This is a genomic window from Kaistia sp. UC242_56, from assembly GCF_044452255.1.
Lineage (GTDB): Bacteria > Pseudomonadota > Alphaproteobacteria > Rhizobiales > Kaistiaceae > Kaistia > Kaistia defluvii_A.
In genome coordinates, this window is the sequence record NZ_JBIOAN010000002.1 from 2,640,137 (window position 1) to 2,654,947 (window position 14,811).

The window sequence follows — 14,811 nt, forward strand, 5'->3', positions numbered from 1 at the left end:
GGAATGACGAATGAGGACCTGGTCCCCTCGCGTTTCAGCAATGCAGCTATGGCGTCCTTTTGGGAACGGTGAAGTAGCCCTGCGCCCTTACCCAATCATTCCATTCGCCACCCGTCTCGCCGCCAGCGCCTGGTTCTCGATCCGGATCCGCATCCAGAGGACGAGCAGGTTGAGCAGCCCGAAGACCAGGGCGACGACCGGCAGGTCGAGGATCAGCGCGAGCAGGGGAATTTCCAGCGCCACCACGACATAATTGGGATGGCGCAGAAAGCGGTAGGGGCCCTGCCGCCGGAGAGGCGCATCGTCGATGGTGATGATGCGCGTCGTCCAGTAGTCTCCCAGCGTCGTCAGCACCCAGATCCGCAGGACCTGCAGAAGCGCGAACAGGCCGATCAGACCCCAATGGACCGGAGGGTCCGGCGCGGTCATCAGCGCCAGAGTGAGCAACCATGCCGCGTGCAGGGCGACGATGAGCGGATAGTGCTCCCGCCCTACCTCGCGGCCGCCGCGCGCCAGCAGGCGGCGCGTGTTGCGCTGGGCGCGCCAGAGCTCGACCAGCCGCTGCAGGGCCACCGCCAGCAGCAGCCAGTACGCCCAGCCGAAGACGAAGCCGGCCGCCGTCATGCCGCGCTGCCCCCTTCGCCGACCGACACCATCTGGAAGGCCGCGGTGAAACCGGGGCCCAGCGACGAGGTCAGCATGTCGCCCTGCTGGCCCGTCCTGAGCAGGTCTTCCAGCACGAACAGCACGGTCGGCGCGGACATGTTTCCGTAGGCGGCCAAAACCCGGCGTTCCGCGTCGAGGCCGAGCTTCGGATAGTCGAAGACCTTCTCCAGTTCGTCCACGACCTTGGCGCCGCCCGGGTGGCAGCACGGCCGGTCGATGTCCGAGCGGGTCAGCCCATGATTGGCGAGAAAGGCATCGAGCACGGCCGGATACTGGTCGGCGATGATCTGCGGGATGCTCTGCTGGAAGATGACGTCGAGGCCATTGGCATCGATGTTCCAGCCCATGACGTCGAGCGTGTCGGGCCAGCAATGCTCGCCGCCGACGCCCAGTGTCGCAAGGCTCGCGTCGCGCGGGTCGCTGCTGATCACCGCGGCCGCAGCGCCATCCCCGAACAGCGCGCTGGCGACCAGATTGCTCTTGGTGAGCCGGTCATAGCGAAAGGCAAGACTGCTCAGTTCGACGACAATCATCAGGCAGCGAAGGCCGGGCTGCGACCGCGCCATCTGCACGGTGCGAGTGAGACCGAGGACGCCGCCGGCACAGCCGAAACCGAAGATCGGCAGCCGCATCACGTCGCGCCGGAAGGCGATCTTGTTCATCAGCCGCGCTTCGATCGTGGGCGTCGAGATGCCGGTGGACGAGACGAAGACGAGAACGTCGATCTCCTCCGGCCCCAGGCCGGCCTGGTCGAGGGCGCGGTTGGCCGCGTCAAAGGCGAGGGCGGTGGCGTGCTCCTGGTAGAGCCGCGTCTTCTCCTCGAAATCGGCGGGGCCCAGGAACCATTCGACCGGCAGGCAGCTGTGCCGCGCATCGATCGCGGCATTGTCGAACACCTGCTCCAGCTGATCGAAGAACGGCATGCGGGAGGCAAAGACCTCGCGCGCCCGCTCCTTGGCGACCGATTGGGGAATCCGGTGCGGCGGCACGACCGTCACCAGCGAGCTCAGGGTCGCGGTGACATCCGATCGCGTCAGGCGCTGGGCGTTGGCGACGGCGTCGGGAAAGCGAAGGAGATTCATGCTCGGCAACTCCGGCACGAAACAAGGCTGCGAAGGCGGGAATGCGGGCTGCCGCCCGCCTCCCTCGACTGGTTTGCCGGGAAGGGCAAAGGCGAAATCGTCATAGGGCTCGTCTTCCTCGCTGGATCGGAACTCTGGACGCGGCGCTAGTTCCACATGGACATGGCCGAGTCGTAGTCGCGATTGCCCGGATCCCATCGAGGCCCGAGCTGCCATGGTTTCTGGTCGGGCGGTCCCTTGGCGCTGAACGACAGGCAGCGCTGATACTGGGTGTCCCATACCTGCTGGTTGCTGCATGGTGGGAATTGCGCACGGTGAACCCTTCTGTGGCCGCACGCTCCCCAAGCGGGGGCCGCGGCGGCCAAGCCGACCAGAACGATGGACGTGATCGCTAGCGAGGAACGGGCTGTTACCGAGATCATCGGTATATCTCCGTCGGCGTCGTGCCGAGGAAAGGCTATTCCTTGCGGGCGGACTATTCGACGTCCAGAACGGGTAAGGCAGTCACGAAGTGGTGACCCCGGCCGGCGGCGTTTGACCCAACGTCGCCGGCTCGTTTTGGTTCGAGGATACGAGCGCTATTCGACGGGCTTGCCGGCGACGGCCGCCGACAGATCCTCATATTGCTCGCATTCCGTGTTGCCACAGAGCTTCTGGACGATGGCGAGTTCCGCCTTGGCGAGCTCGATCCGTCCGGCGCTGGCATAGCCTTCGCCGAGATATTCATGCGTGTTCAGATTGTTGGGGTCGATCGCCAGCGCCTGCTTGTAGAAGCCGATGCCGACATCGGTGTCGCCCTTCTTGCGGTGGCTGTAGCCGATATAGGTCAGGACCATGGAATCCTGCTTGTTCTGCACGGCGTTGAGCACGTCGAGCGCATTGTCGTAATAGCCGGCCAGCGCCAGCTGGCGGCCCTGCTGCAGCAACTCCTTGTCATCCAGTCCGCTGTGCTGGGCCTTGACGCAACGCTGCGTCTTCGTGCTGTAGACCATGCCGCGCTTGCAGACCTGGTTCGACGGCATGAAGTGGCCGGAGCCGCTGCCGCTGCTTCCACTGCTGGTACCGCTGCTGCCTCCCATGCCACCGCCGCCGCTGCTTCCGCCGCCGCCACCACCGCCGCCACCGCTGGAGGCGAGGGCGGCACCGGTCGACGCTAGCAAGCCAATGAAGGCAAGGGTGACCACGGAACGGCTTGTCTTATCGAACATGGTTGTCATCGGATCCTCCGACTGATTTTCTCTCGCCCCGGAGACGAGAGTCGCGGCAAGAACACCAGGGCGGGGAGCCCTATTCGATCGCCCATGTCGAGAACCGATCACGAAGAGGTGAGGACCGGGCTGTCGCAGCATCTGGCGGCGCTATGGCGCTATGGCCTGGTGCTGTCGCGCAATCGCGATACGGCCGAAGACCTCGTTCAGGCGACCTGCGTGCGCGCGCTGGAGCGATCGCAGCAGTTCCTGCCGGGCACGCGGCTGGATCGATGGCTCTTCGCCATCGAGCGCTCGATCTGGATCAACGAGTTGCGGGCGAGGCGCGTCCGCCAGGGCGCCGGCGTGGTCGATGCCGAAATCGCGCTTGTCGTCGATGGCGGGCGCGAGATCGAAACGAATATTCTGGCGTCCCAGGTGTTAAGGGAGATCGGAAGGCTCGCCGAAGCGCAGCGTGAAACCGTCCTTCTCGTTTATGCGGAAGGTTTCTCCTATCGCGAGGCGGCGGAATTCCTCGGTGTGCCGATCGGCACGATCATGAGCCGGCTCGCGACCGTTCGCGAAAAGTTGGGTGGAATGGCAGACGCGCCACAACAGCGCGAGGCAAGCGAGCGAGGCGGCGATGGCGGACCTTAGTCATCCGGAAGACGCGCGGCTGATCGCCTTGCTCGACGGCACGCTAGCCGACGAGGAGCGGGCCGCGCTGCTCGCGCGCATCGATACCGACGCGGCGCTTCAGGCGCGTCTCGACCGGATCGAGCGCGGCGGTCGGCTCATCGTGCCCGCCTTCGAAGCACTGCAGGCCGAGGCGCCGCGCGCCAAGCTCAAGGATCTGCTCGCCTCGGCGATCGTCACCGACGAGACCCGGCGCGTTCTGGAGCGGCCGCAGACGCGGGCCTTGCGCTTCCCTCGCTGGCAGCCGCGGCTGGTCGCAGCGGCGCTGGCGCTGTTCGTGCTGGGTGGCGTGCTGGGGGCCTCGCTCAACGGCTGGATCGGTCGCGAGGGTGACGGCCGCGAGATGCGCACGACCGAGAGCTGGCGACAGGCGGTGGCCGAATACTGGTCGCTGACGACGCCGGAGACGCTTGCGCTCGCACCGACGCCGAAGCGCGCGGCGGCCGAACTCAGCGCCGCCTCCGCCAAGCTCGGCGTCGACCTCACGGGCGCGCCGGATGCGTTCCCGGGCCTCTCCTTCCGGGGCGCGCAGCTGTTCGACTTCCAGGGACGACCGCTGGTGCAGATCGCCTATCTCGATCCGCAGCACGGGCCGATCGCCTATTGCGTCATCGCCCGGCCGGACCAGGCGGATGTCGCCCCGACGACCGAGGAGCTCGACGGCTTCACCATCGTCCATTGGGCCTCGGGCGGGCAGGGGCGCCTGCTGATCGGCCGCGCACCGGCCGAGCGGCTGCAAGCGCTGGCGCAGAAGGTCACCGGCTGAACGAACGCACGACGCGAGCCCGCTGTTGGATCGGATCCTCTACGCGGCGCGCTCAATGCAAAGCGAGGTTCGGTTCGGCACGCGACTTACCCCTGGAACGGCGATCGACCAGACGGCGCGTGAAGCGACGGCAAGGCGCCTCGATCCAGAAATAGGTGAGCGCCGCCACGGCCAGGATCGCGGCCAGGATGGCAACCAGGGCGACATCGCCCTGCCAGAGTGTCCGCCCCAGCATCATCACCCGGTCCTCCCCCAGGATCACGGGCGTAAACACGGGGACGCCGGCTTCGCGTTCGACGGCGCGAGCCAGCATCTTCGTGACCATCTGCAGCGGCACATGCACCATGTAGATCGAATAGGACAGCGTCCCGAGCAGGATGGCCGGACCTGATCGCAGCAGCCGGCTGAACAGCCCTCCCTCCACGCTGAAGAGCAGAATGGTCAGCGAGAAGACGAGGGGAGCGAAGAGCGACAGCGAGGTCTGCCCCGCCGCCGAGACGAACAGGACGACACCAAGGATCAGGACGCCCTCCGCCGCGGAGAATAGCCAGGCGGCAGGCCTTGGCAGGGCCAGCCGGCGCAGCACCGTGTAAATGTCGAAGCAGATCGCGCCCGCCGCAAAGCCGCCAAGGGCCCGCAGGATGCCGTAGTCATAGGTCGCGGCCATGTTCTGGCTGCTGAGAAGGCCGAGTCCAATCGGCGCGGCCAGGGCCACCACCAGCAGGACGAGGCGGAGCCAAGCGACGGGCAGGGCGACCGCGACAAGCGCGAACAGCAGATAGGTCCAGAACTCCGCGCTGATCGTCCAGCTGGGGAAGTTCCAGCTGAGCGAGCTGTCGAGGCCAATGCCTTGCAGAAGCAGCAGATTGGAGACGAGCGAGCCGATGTCGCGGTCGGATCCGGCAAAGGCGGACCTGCCGAAGACCTCCGGCATCGCCAGCGCCAGGCACTCCATGCCGACCAGGAACATCAAGGTCGCGAAATGCAGCGGATAGAGCCGCCCCCAGCGCAGGAACATGAAGCGGCCCACGCCAAACCCCTGCCGAAGCTTCGCGCGGTAGTTGGCCGCGATCACGAAGCCGCTGAGCGCGAAGAAGAAATCGACGAAGAGGAAGGCGTTGCGGAGGAAGGGCAGGGCATGGATGTGGCTGTAGGCCATGCAATGGAACGCCGCGACGAGGCATGCGCAGATGCCTCGCCATCCGTCCAGCACCCGAAAGTGGGGTGAACCCAGCCGTGAATCGTCCACGATGCCTGCCTACAGATCCGTTCCGCAGAGAAGCTTAGGCTAGGCACAACCCTTTAACGAGCGCTTATGCGCGCGCCACCCAGGGATGCCGACGTCGTGGCTACGACAAGCGTCACACGGCGCCATACAGGTCATAAGCGTCGGCGCGGTCGATCTTGGCGGTATAGATCTCGCCGACGCGCATCGGGCGGCGCGAGGTCAGGTGGATCGCGCCATCGATCTCCGGGGCGTCCCAGACCGTGCGGCCCTTGGCGGTGAGGCCGTTGCTCTCGTCGATGATGACCGAGACGCGGCGGCCGACCTTCTTGGCGAGACGCTTGGCGCTGATTTCCTGCTGGCGCTTCATGAAGCGGTGCCAGCGGATCTCCTTGACCTCTTCCGGAACTGGATTGGCCAGCTCGTTGGCCGGCGCGCCCTCGACCGGCTCGAACTTGAAGCAGCCGACCCGGTCGAGCTTCACATCGTCGAGCCATTCGAGCAGATATTCAAAGTCCTCGTCGGTCTCGCCGGGGAAGCCGACGATGAAGGTCGAGCGCACCGCGAGATCCGGGCAGATCTCGCGCCATTTGTGGATGCGATCGGCCGTCTTTTCCTGGTTGCCGGGGCGGCGCATCGACTTCAGCACGCTCGGGCTCGCATGCTGGAACGGGATGTCGATGTAGGGGAGGATCTTGCCCTCGGCCATCAGCTCGACCACCGCATCGACATGCGGGTAGGGGTAGACATAGTGCATGCGCACCCAGGCGCCGAGTTCGCCCAGCGCCGAGGAGAGGTCAAGGAACTTGGCCCGCACCTCGAGGTCGCGCCACAGGCTGGTCGCGTATTTCAGGTCGACGCCATAGGCGCTGGTGTCCTGCGAGATCACCAGCAGTTCCTTGACGCCGGCCTTCACCAAGCGTTCCGCCTCGCGCAGCACGTCGCCGGCCGGGCGGCTCACGAGGTCGCCGCGCAGCTTCGGGATGATGCAGAACGAGCAGCGGTTGTTGCAGCCTTCCGAAATCTTCAGATAGGCGTAGTGGCGCGGCGTCAGCTTGATGCCCTGCGGCGGCACCAGATCGACAAAGGGATCGTGCGCCGGCGGCACGGCCGTGTGGACCGCACCCAGCACACTCTCATATTGCTGCGGGCCGGTGATCGCCAGCACGTTGGGGAAAGCCTGGCGGATCTGCTCGGGCTCGGCGCCCATGCAGCCGGTGACGATCACCTTGCCGTTTTCCTTCATCGCCGTGCCGATCGCCTCGAGCGACTCCGCCTTGGCGCTGTCGAGGAAGCCGCAGGTGTTGACGATGACCACGTCGGCACCGTCATGATGGCGCGAAAGCTCGTAACCCTCGGCCCGCAAATGGGTGAGGATGCGCTCGGAGTCGACCAGGGCCTTCGGGCAGCCAAGGCTGACGAAAGAGATGCGCGGGGCTTCGCTGTTCATGAGAGTTCTCGGTATGCGTAAGCGGTAGCAGGTCCGGTTCGACGGGCTTCAGAAGCGCCGGCGCTGTTCGCGCGGGCGGGTCGACGGGACGGCACCTTTTCATTGTTCTATTCTGGCGCGTTTTCTGTCGAACTGGCCGGTATCTGTCAATGCAAACCTTGCGGAAGGCATCATCGCGCCCTTGTGACGAGGACGCAGCAGGCATAGGTGAGGGCAAACGACCGTCAGCGGAGACTGCATGACCCTTCAGACGAGCGCCCTGATCGAGCCTCCCGCCGGCGTGGATGAAGCCTCGATCCAGCGACTGGTTCACACCTTTTACGACCGGGTCCGGCAAGATCCGCTGATCGGTCCGGTATTCGAGGCCCAGGTCGACGATTGGCCCGAGCATCTCGAGAAGCTCTGCGCCTTCTGGTCCAATGTCGTGCTGCGCACCGGACGCTATCAGGGCCGGCCGATGCAGAAGCATCTGCGCCTGCCGATCGAGGCCGCGCATTTCGACCGCTGGCTCCAGCTTTTCCGGACGACCGCCAGCGAGATCATGCCGCCCCAGAGTGCCGCGATCTTCATCGACCGCGCCAACCGCATCGCCGACAGCTTCGAGCTCGGCATCGGCAGCGTGCGCGGCGAAATCCGCTCGCCCCGGCACGCCTTCAAGATGTCGACGCCCGGCTGAGCGACGCAGGGGTTTCGTCGTTTTACGCCGCAGATCGACGATTGCAGCTGACGCGGTTCGTCCTATAGTGGTCAGGAAAACTGACAAGTTACACAGCCAAGGAATTCCCGACGCATGTCCCTGCTTTTCGAGCCGCTCCAGGCGGGCGCCATCCGCCTGCCGAATCGTATCGTGATGGCGCCGCTGACGCGGAGCCGGGCAGGGGCGGAGCGGGTCCCGAACGCGCTGATGGCCGAGTATTACGCCCAGCGCGCCAATGCAGGCCTGATAATCAGCGAAGCGACCAGCGTCAGCGCGCAGGGCGTCGGCTATCTCGGCACGCCGGGCATCTGGTCGGACGCCCAGGTGGAGGGATGGAAGCTCGTCACAAAGGCCGTGCATGACGCCGGCGGGCGCATGGTATCGCAGCTCTGGCATGTGGGGCGCATCTCGGACCCCGAGCTGCTCGGCGGGGAACTGCCGGTGGCGCCTTCGGCCATCCGCATTCCCGGCAATGTGAGCCTGCTGCGTCCGGTCCGGGCCTATGTCGTGCCGCGCGCGCTGGAGACCCACGAGATCCCCGGGATCGTCGAGGATTACCGGCGCGGGGCCGAGAACGCCAAGCGGGCCGGCTTCGATGGCGTCGACGTGCACGGCGCCAATGGCTACCTGCTCGACCAGTTCCTCCAGGACGGCAGCAACCACCGCACCGACCAGTATGGTGGCTCGATCGAAAACCGCGCCCGCCTGATGCTGGAAGTCGTCGATGCGGCGATCTCGGTCTGGGGCGCGGACCGGGTGGCAGCGCATATCCGGCCGCGCGGCGACGATCACGCCATGGGCGACAGCAATCCGCGCGCGCTGTTCACCTATCTCGCGGGCGAATTGAAGAAGCGCGGCATCGCGTTCCTCTTCGTCATCGAGCGCGAGGAGCCGGATAGCCTGCTGGCCGAGATCAAGCGTGCCTTTGGCGGCGTGGTCATCGCCAATGAGCGGATGAGCAAGGCGGATGCCGAGCGCCTGATCGGCAATGGCACGGCCGACGCCGTTGCCTTCGGCCGCAAATATATCGCCTCGCCGGACCTGGCGAAGCGCTTCGCCATCGATGCGCCGCTGAACGAGCCCGATCCCTCGACCTTCTACACGCCCGGCCCCAAGGGCTACACCGACTATCCGGCGCTCGAAACCGTCGGCTGACACGCTTTCCTTGCCCCGCCGCCGGCCGCATCAAATAGCGCTGGCGGCGGGGCAGGGATCCTAGGGCCGGTTCAGCCGAACACGCGAAGCGGCTCGAAATGGTTCATGTCTTCGAAGCTGCAGAAGGCAGGCGGCTCAAGCTCGAAAACCGGCGCTTCCCGGGCGAGCAAGGCGCGGCAATCGTCAAACAGAGCCTCCCATTCCGGCAGGCGGTCTGGGTCGAGCCAGTCGATCATGTAGGCGAGCGTGACGTGGAACACGTAGTCGTCATGGTCGGGATGGCGGTAGCCAAACACCTCGGCAAAGGCCTCGCGCCATGCCCGCATGCGGCGCACGTCGTCATCGGTCGCGCCGACCACGGTCAGCCCAGTCGGCACGACGTCGACAACCCGGATCCGGAACGGCCCGGCACCGGCAAAACCCTCCAGCCGCTGCAGATAGAGGCTCGTCATCGCACTGATCTCGGTATCGAGAGGAACATCGGCGGGCCAATAGGGCAGGCTCCGGCGATATTCGATAATCCCCTGGAACAGCGTCATGTGCAGGCTGGATGCCGGCATGAAGGCGAGGCGGTTCGCGTCCGGCATGGCCTGCATCCGTCGCCGAACCTCCAGTACGGCGGCCTGGGACGGCGAACCTTCGACCAGATGGCAGACGACGGTGTTGCCGGGCTCCGGCAGAAACGTGCCGGCCTGGTCATAGCGCTGGCCGAGATGCCGGGGCGGCAGCGGGTTGGCGTCGCCGGCGGCATAGCAGGCAAGCGGGGATATGGATGAAGTCGAGGACATGGCGGCAACCGTCGAGTCTGGCGAGAAGGCTTGCGGTCTGAACCGACCGTACGAGCGACTGCCAGTAGCGCGCGCCGATGAAGCCGGCGTGACAGAGCGAAGACGACGCGTCCGCCTTGAAACGGAGCAGGGCGCCGATGCCGGGCAGGGCGTAGACAGGCCCTGCCCCAAAGCATAGGATAAGTCATTGATAAAGAGCGGTTTTCCGGCTTAAAGCTGAAGCGGACCGACCGGTCATGCTGCTGTCACGCAGCGGCTGTATCCCGCCGCTCCCGAAGCGACGGAGGCCAGCATGGCACGGATCATCTTTCTGCACGGCGCTTCGAGTTCCGGGAAGTCGACCCTTGCCAGGGCGCTTCAGGACCGTATCGAGGGCCCGTTCTGGCACATTTCGATCGATCATCTGCGCGATGCCGGCGTGCTGCCGACGCGACGTTTCCAGACAGGCGAGTTCCACTGGGCCGATTGCCGGGGCTCGTTCTTCGATGGCTTTCATCGCTCGCTGAAGGCCTATGCCGACGCAGGCAACGATCTGATCCTCGAACACATCCTGGACACGGAAGGATGGCTCGCAGAGTTGGCCGCGCTCTTCGCGCAGCATGACGTCTTCTTCGTCGGCATCCATTGTCCGCTGGAGTTGCTGGTCGAGCGAGAGGCCAAGCGGGGCGACCGGCCGATCGGTAGCGCCAGGCAGGACTACGAGACCATCCATATCGGCAAGGCCTACGACATCGAGCTGAACACGACAGAGGACCTCGATGGCAATGTCGAGGCGTTGCTCGCAGCCTGGCGCAGCGGCGGCCGCTGTTCGAGTCTTCGTCGGGATCGAAGCTGAGCCGTATCCGAGACGGCTGTCAGCCAGCACGGCGCAGCGGCGAGGAAAGCTCATGCCGAGCGAGCGACCCAACCCTCAGGATCGGTTCAACGGCATGGACGGCGAGGGCGACGGCGTCCCAGCCAGATCCGCCATAGAGCGGGAAGACGTTGGGACGGCCACATACGCTATTCGCATAAGATATATTATGGAACTATTCGATATGGGCGGGAATGGCGGACCGGCGGGCTTTTGACGGCTTTGGGCTGGGCGGCGTTTGTCGCCTGCCCAGCCCATTGGCCTCAAGGGTTTGCGTCGTCGGCCGATGCCCAGCGTGGCGGCGTCACCAGCTTGGAGACCGTCTTGTCGCTCCAGCGCATCAGGTCATCGACGAGCTTGCCGCTCTGCGTGACGACCGTCGACGCTGCCGACTTGGCCATGCCGCCGACCGTGGTCGGCTCATGGCGCATCAGGACCGGACCGTCCATCGGCACGTCAGCCGGCGGTATGGGCTCAGCGAAGTTGTTGGACTGAACCGGATCGGTGGGCCTATCGAAGCTGGCTGGCCGCGTCATGTCGCGCGGCGCCGCGGTTCCGATCCGTGCGGGCGCCGGCTGGGCGGAGCTGGCGGCCAGCGCCTTGTTGACCGTTGTTTCCCAGGACACGCATTCATCCGCCTCGCAGCGCGGCTTGGCCTCTACGGGCTTCGCCAGCGGCTTTGGCGGGATCGCCGCTACCTTCTCCGGCTTGGGCTCGGCAACGCTACCAGCGGACGCCTCTGCGTCCGGCAGCGGATCAGCCGGCAGGATCGGTGCGGCGGCGTTTTCTTCCGGCAGGACATACATCTGCGCGGTAGCCGGTGGCGGCAGGTTGGGAAGCTGGGACCGGGTCAGCATGGCGTTGGCGACGAAGCCGGCACACAGGATGGCGGCAAGAGACGCCGATCCCAGCAGCGCCAGGCGCGGAATCTGCTTCAGCTTCCTTAGCGAAAACTCATCATTGAAATCGTCCATGACCATCCCTCTGCTGAGGTGAATGCGATGGTGCTATTAGGCGCCTGATTCCCGGCCTCAATGGGGCGGCTTTCGGGCGATGCGGCGACCGCAGGGCGCTGATTTGGCGGCATTCGGCCATTCTGGACGGTATTTTTGCCACTCGAACCGTCATTTGACAGCTTTCTAGGGTAATCTTATCATAATACCATTGGTCATGGCGATCATCGCAGAATGGAGGAGGGCAGTCCCCTGCCCTTGGGCCATCCGGAGGTGCTTCTGACGCGCCGCCGGAGCCCGACTGCGTCCTATCGTGGTTGGAATCGGAGGAAGTTCCTTGGTCTACAGTACCCATCCGCGCCCGCAGATGGAGCGCGCCCGATGGCAGTCGCTCGATGGCGCCTGGCAGTTCGCTTATGACGACGCGGCTGAATGGCAGCGCCCGGATCAGCCGGATTTCACGCGCAGCATCAACGTGCCCTATGTGCCGGAATCGCCGCGCAGCGGCATTCATGACGAAGGCTTTCATCCGGTCGTCTGGTATCGCCGCACGGTCGAACTGACCGAGGAACTGGGTGCGGCCGAGGACCTGATCCTGCATTTCGGCGCGATCGACTACGCGAGCGACGTCTGGATCAACGGCCAGCACGCCGCCTCGCATGTTGGCGGCCACACGCCGGTGCGCGTGGCGCTCGGCGCGCTGATCCAGGGCCGCTCGTTCGAGATCGTCGTCCGCGCCGAGGATGATCCGGCCGACATGCACAAGCCGCGCGGCAAGCAGGACTGGCTGCCCGAGCCGCATGGCATCTGGTATCCGCGCACGACGGGCATCTGGCAAAGCGTCTGGATCGAGCCGGTCGGCAAGAGCCATGTCGATCGCCTGCACTGGACGGCCGATTTCGCCCGCTTTGAGATCCGGCTGGATGCGCGCGTCGCGCAGCCGAAGGGGTGCCGCCTTCGGGTCAAGCTGTCGCTCGAGGGGCGGGTGCTCGTCGAGGACGACTATGCCGTCACCGGCAAGGATACGGGCAGGGTGATCGCCCTCCCCGATCCCGGCATCGACGACGGTCGCGCACAATATGTCTGGTCGCCGGAACATCCGCAGCTGATCGAGGCTGAGGTGACGCTCGTCGACGCGGCCGGCAGTGTCGTGGACACGGTCAAGAGCTACACCGCCATGCGCGGCGTCTCGACCGCCAATGGCCGCTTCGTCATGAACGGCCGGTCCTATTTCCTTCGCCTCGTGCTCGACCAGGGCTATTGGCGCGAGGGCATTATGACCGCCAGCGACGACGAACTGCGCCGCGATGTCGAACTGACGAAGCAGCTTGGTTTCAACGGCGTCCGCAAGCACCAGAAGATCGAGAACCCGCGCTTCCTCTACTGGGCCGACGTGCTCGGCCTGCTGGTCTGGGAAGAGATGCCGAGCGCTTATTCCTTCTCTACCGAGGCGGTCACCCGCGTCACGGCGGAATGGCAGGAAGCGATCGAGCGCGACTATTCGCATCCCTGCATCGTCACCTGGGTGCCCTTCAACGAATCCTGGGGCATTCCGGAGCTGCCGCATGATGCGCGCCAGCGCAGCTACCAGCAGGCGCTTTACCACCTGACCAAGTCGCTCGATCCGTCACGCCCGGTGAGCGGCAATGATGGCTGGGAGCAGATGGCGACCGACATCTTCGCCGTGCACGATTATCATCATGATGGCGACGTGCTGGATGGCCGCTACCGTTCCGAAGCGGCGTTCCGCAACACGCTGACGACCTTCCGCTCGGCGGGACGCGCCCTCGCCCTCGACGGTCACCCTTGGGCCAGCCAGCCGGTCATGCTGACGGAATTCGGCGGCATCGCCTTCTTCATGGGCCAGGAAAAGGGATGGGGCTACAGCCAGGCCAAGGACGCCGACGACTTCGTCGAGCGCTATGCCGACGTGCTGCGCCCGACGACGGAATCGAGCCTGCTGGCCGGCTATTGCTACACGCAGCTGACCGATACCTATCAGGAGCAGAATGGCGTCCTGACCATGGATCGCAAGCCCAAGGCCGACATCGCCAGCCTCCGCGCGGCCAATCTGGGCGTGCCGGTAGAGCGCCTGCCGGCCGACCCGTTTGGCTATAATGCCCGCTGGCTTGCCCGCAAGGGGGCAGGGCGGAAGGCCTAGGCCCCCTGCCCTTTACAAAGTCGACAACAGAAAGCCGCGGCAATCCCGCGGCTTTTTTGTTGATCAGATGCATCATGACATCGCAGCAAGCCATTGTTTTAAAATGACTCTATCCGCTTCACTCCAGATCCTTGCGGCCGAGCTGCGTCTTTTCGAACAGCAGGACGACGACGAGCGCGAAGGCGAACGGAATGAGCAGGTAAAGCAGCCGGAAGACGATCAGCGCCGCCAGCACATCGTTCGGATTGAGCTCGGGAAGCGCTGCGAGGAAGGTCACTTCCAGCACGCCGAGGCCGCCCGGAGCATGCGAGAGCAGCGCCAGGGTGAACGAGGCGAGGAAGATGCCGAGGATGACGAGATAGCCCGGGTTTCCGGCCGCCGGGAGAGCGAAATAGATGATGGCGGCGGCAGCGGCCAGTTCGAGCGGGCCGGCCAGCATCTGGCGCGCAACGATCGGCAGGCGCGGATATTGCAGCGTGAAGCGCTTGAACTGCCATGGCGGGAAATGCCGCCACGAGCCCAGCGCGTAGAGCCCCACCAAAGCCAGCAGGACCACGCCGATGCTGAAGGAGATCCAGTCCGGCACGTCGATCAGCCGGCGCACGATATGCGGCTCGATTGTCAGCGCCAGCCCCCCCATCAGCACGGTGCCGAGGGCGAAGGTGAACGAGCAGAATACGATGAGGACGCCGATTTCCTGGCCCGTGAGCCCGCGGGTCGAATAGGCCCGATAGCGCACCACGGCGCCCGATATCACCGAGGCGCCGATATTGTGCGAAAGCGCGTAGGTCGTGAACGAGCAGAGCGATATGAAGAGCCAGGACACCTTCTTGCCGAGATGCAGGATGGCGATCCGGTCATACCAGGCGAGCGCCCCATAGGCGACGAGGGTGGCGCATATGGCGAGCGCCCAGTTTCCGGCGGTTATCGCGGCGAGACTGTCCGCCACTTCGGCAAACGAAATGCGCCGAAACTCGCGATAGAGAATGTACACAGAGACGGCGACCGCGCCGATCCCGAAGACGGACCAAGCCGCGTTTCGGATTTTCATTAAGTAGAATCTCCCTCTCGGGCGCCGGTTCCCGAGGGTCCGCCGCGTTCTGATTCCAAGAGTGGCATGTCCCTTCGGAAT

Annotated in this window: 14 protein-coding genes; 6 read left to right on the plus strand and 8 right to left on the minus strand. The window is 65.1% G+C overall.

Annotated features, from left to right (window positions below; translation table 11 throughout):
• Window positions 1-87: 87 nt before the first annotated feature.
• The 3 genes from ACHMWQ_RS15120 to ACHMWQ_RS15130 form a co-directional block, all read right to left on the minus strand.
• Window positions 88-624, minus strand: a complete 537-nt coding sequence (locus tag ACHMWQ_RS15120) for an isoprenylcysteine carboxyl methyltransferase family protein (RefSeq protein WP_396308085.1) — start codon at window positions 622-624, stop codon at window positions 88-90.
• Window positions 621-1,748, minus strand: coding sequence for a type III polyketide synthase (locus ACHMWQ_RS15125; RefSeq protein WP_396308086.1), 1,128 nt, complete (start codon window positions 1,746-1,748; stop codon window positions 621-623). Before ACHMWQ_RS15125 ends, ACHMWQ_RS15120 begins: the two co-directional genes overlap by 4 nt.
• A gap of 578 nt (window positions 1,749-2,326) precedes the next feature.
• Entirely contained in the window at window positions 2,327-2,956 is a 630-nt protein-coding gene (locus ACHMWQ_RS15130) for a tetratricopeptide repeat protein (protein WP_396308087.1), read from the minus strand.
• Between the two features lie 93 nt (window positions 2,957-3,049).
• On the opposite strand from ACHMWQ_RS15130, the gene ACHMWQ_RS15135 reads away from it, so the two are divergent.
• Both ACHMWQ_RS15135 and ACHMWQ_RS15140 read left to right on the plus strand, forming a co-directional pair.
• On the plus strand, window positions 3,050-3,592 hold the full coding sequence (locus ACHMWQ_RS15135; protein WP_396308088.1) for an RNA polymerase sigma factor: 543 nt from the start codon (window positions 3,050-3,052) through the stop codon (window positions 3,590-3,592).
• The gene (locus ACHMWQ_RS15140; RefSeq protein ID WP_396308089.1) at window positions 3,579-4,397 is read left to right on the plus strand and encodes a hypothetical protein; all 819 of its coding nucleotides are present in this window, start codon (window positions 3,579-3,581) and stop codon (window positions 4,395-4,397) included. The genes ACHMWQ_RS15135 and ACHMWQ_RS15140 overlap by 14 nt, the downstream gene beginning before the upstream one ends.
• A 52-nt stretch (window positions 4,398-4,449) precedes the next feature.
• Here ACHMWQ_RS15140 and ACHMWQ_RS15145 read toward each other — a convergent pair whose 3' ends face one another.
• Both ACHMWQ_RS15145 and rimO read right to left on the minus strand, forming a co-directional pair.
• Entirely contained in the window at window positions 4,450-5,646 is a 1,197-nt protein-coding gene (locus ACHMWQ_RS15145) for an acyltransferase family protein (RefSeq protein WP_396308090.1), read from the minus strand.
• A 112-nt stretch (window positions 5,647-5,758) separates the two neighbouring features.
• Complete coding sequence (gene rimO, locus ACHMWQ_RS15150; RefSeq protein WP_396308091.1) at window positions 5,759-7,072, minus strand: 30S ribosomal protein S12 methylthiotransferase RimO; 1,314 nt, start codon at window positions 7,070-7,072, stop codon at window positions 5,759-5,761.
• Window positions 7,073-7,310: 238 nt separating this feature from the next.
• On the opposite strand from rimO, the gene ACHMWQ_RS15155 reads away from it, so the two are divergent.
• Complete coding sequence (locus ACHMWQ_RS15155; RefSeq protein WP_354549181.1) at window positions 7,311-7,748, plus strand: group III truncated hemoglobin; 438 nt, start codon at window positions 7,311-7,313, stop codon at window positions 7,746-7,748.
• Between the two features lie 114 nt (window positions 7,749-7,862).
• Window positions 7,863-8,924, plus strand: a complete 1,062-nt coding sequence (locus tag ACHMWQ_RS15160; protein ID WP_396308092.1) for an alkene reductase — start codon at window positions 7,863-7,865, stop codon at window positions 8,922-8,924.
• Window positions 8,925-8,995: 71 nt separating this feature from the next.
• Here the strand turns inward: ACHMWQ_RS15160 and ACHMWQ_RS15165 are convergent, their stop codons facing one another.
• Window positions 8,996-9,712 (minus strand): DUF1868 domain-containing protein, encoded by a 717-nt coding sequence (locus ACHMWQ_RS15165; protein ID WP_396308093.1) that lies wholly within the window; start codon window positions 9,710-9,712, stop codon window positions 8,996-8,998.
• A gap of 292 nt (window positions 9,713-10,004) precedes the next feature.
• Between ACHMWQ_RS15165 and ACHMWQ_RS15170 the strand changes: the two genes are divergently transcribed.
• Complete coding sequence (locus ACHMWQ_RS15170) at window positions 10,005-10,547, plus strand: chloramphenicol phosphotransferase CPT family protein (RefSeq protein WP_396308094.1); 543 nt, start codon at window positions 10,005-10,007, stop codon at window positions 10,545-10,547.
• A gap of 281 nt (window positions 10,548-10,828) precedes the next feature.
• On the opposite strand, the gene ACHMWQ_RS15175 is transcribed toward ACHMWQ_RS15170, so the two are convergent.
• Entirely contained in the window at window positions 10,829-11,539 is a 711-nt protein-coding gene (locus ACHMWQ_RS15175) for a hypothetical protein (protein ID WP_396308095.1), read from the minus strand.
• Window positions 11,540-11,855: 316 nt separating this feature from the next.
• On the opposite strand from ACHMWQ_RS15175, the gene ACHMWQ_RS15180 reads away from it, so the two are divergent.
• Complete coding sequence (locus tag ACHMWQ_RS15180) at window positions 11,856-13,679, plus strand: glycoside hydrolase family 2 protein (protein ID WP_396308096.1); 1,824 nt, start codon at window positions 11,856-11,858, stop codon at window positions 13,677-13,679.
• Window positions 13,680-13,797: 118 nt separating this feature from the next.
• Here the strand turns inward: ACHMWQ_RS15180 and ACHMWQ_RS15185 are convergent, their stop codons facing one another.
• On the minus strand, window positions 13,798-14,730 hold the full coding sequence (locus tag ACHMWQ_RS15185) for a YbhN family protein (RefSeq protein ID WP_396308097.1): 933 nt from the start codon (window positions 14,728-14,730) through the stop codon (window positions 13,798-13,800).
• Window positions 14,731-14,811 lie beyond the last annotated feature (81 nt).